The sequence below is a fragment of the Paraburkholderia sp. J11-2 genome (genome assembly GCF_905220185.1).
Taxonomy (GTDB): domain Bacteria; phylum Pseudomonadota; class Gammaproteobacteria; order Burkholderiales; family Burkholderiaceae; genus Paraburkholderia.
In genome coordinates this window covers 1-1,268 of record NZ_CAJMYY010000081.1, presented here as the reverse complement: position 1 = coordinate 1,268, position 1,268 = coordinate 1, and the positions used below count along the sequence as shown (strand labels likewise).

Here is a 1,268-nt window from a genome sequence, read left to right as displayed (position 1 = left end):
TGAGGTCGGTCGGAACGCGTGGACGCCAACGCGTTAAGCAGCGACCTGATTCAGGTAGTATCGCTGCGTGAATGCTACAGGTGACAGGTAATCAAGCCGAGCTTGCGTGCGCTGCCGGTTGTAGAAGATCTCGATGTATTCGCTGATGGCTCGCCGTGCCTCTTCGCGGGTGGCGAAGCGTCGATGATAGACCAGCTCGCTTTTGAGCGTGCCCCAAAACGATTCGATCGGTGCATTGTCGAAGCAGTTTCCTCGTCTACTCATTGATGTCTGCATGTGGAACTGGCCAACAAGCTCCTGATAGGCATGGGCGCAGTATTGAGACCCTCGGTCCGTGTGATGGATCAGACCGGGCGCCGGGCGGCGCGATGCAACGGCACGGAACAGCGCCTGCATCACCAGATGCTTCGTCATGCGCTCGGCCATCGCGTAGCCGACCAGTTCGCCGCTGAACAGATCTTTCAAGCCGGCGAGGTACAGCCAGCCTTCATCGGTCGCGATATACGTGATATCGCCACACCAGGCCTGATTTGGCGCAGTTGCGGCGAAATCCTGGTTCAGCAGGTTCGGTGCCACAGGCAGGTCGTGCTTCGAATTGGTCGTCGCCTTGAACTTGCGTTTCTGCTTGCAACGCAATCCAAGCTTTCTGCGCAATCGCTTGATGCGATGCACGCCAACCTTCACACCGTGCTCCCGCAAATCTTTCTGCAGTCGCTCAACGCCGAACGTCTCGCGCGTGCGCTGGTGCGCGGCGAGGACTTCTGCTTCCAGACGGGGTTCTTGTTGCGCACGGGACGACGCTGGCCGCTTGCGCCACGCGTAGTAGCCGCTGGTCGACACACCCAGCAGCCGGCACATCGGCGGCACGGGATAGTCCTGTCGCATCTGCTCAATCACGCCGTACTTCACCGCGACTCCTTCGCGAAGTAGGCCGCGCACTTTTTTAACAAATCGCGCTCCATCTTCACTTCGGCGAGTTCCCGTTTGACCCGGTTCAGCTCCATCTCCAACTCAGTCAGAGGCTTCTGCTGTTGCCCAACCTTGCCGAGTTTGCCCGCCTTCGCGGCGTACACCCAGTTCGCCAGCGACTTCATCGGGATCGACAGCCGGCGTGCTGCTTCCGAAACGCCAACGCCTTCCGTCAGTGCGAGCTTGACTGACTCTTCGCGAAATTCCTTCGTGTAGACCGCTTTCGGGATTCGATTCATCTATGCCTCCGTTCCTCTATTTTACGAAACGTTGGCATCCACTTTTTTCAGCCGCCCTCA

1 protein-coding gene is annotated in these 1,268 nt (G+C 58.5%); it reads right to left on the bottom strand.

What is annotated here, in order from left to right:
* Window positions 1-33 precede the first annotated feature (33 nt).
* A protein-coding gene (locus U5A57_RS41210) for an IS3 family transposase (RefSeq protein WP_321918075.1) occupies window positions 34-1,208 on the bottom strand; the annotation gives its coding sequence in 2 pieces (ribosomal slippage) (window positions 34-947 and window positions 947-1,208; 1,176 coding nt in all).
* Window positions 1,209-1,268 lie beyond the last annotated feature (60 nt).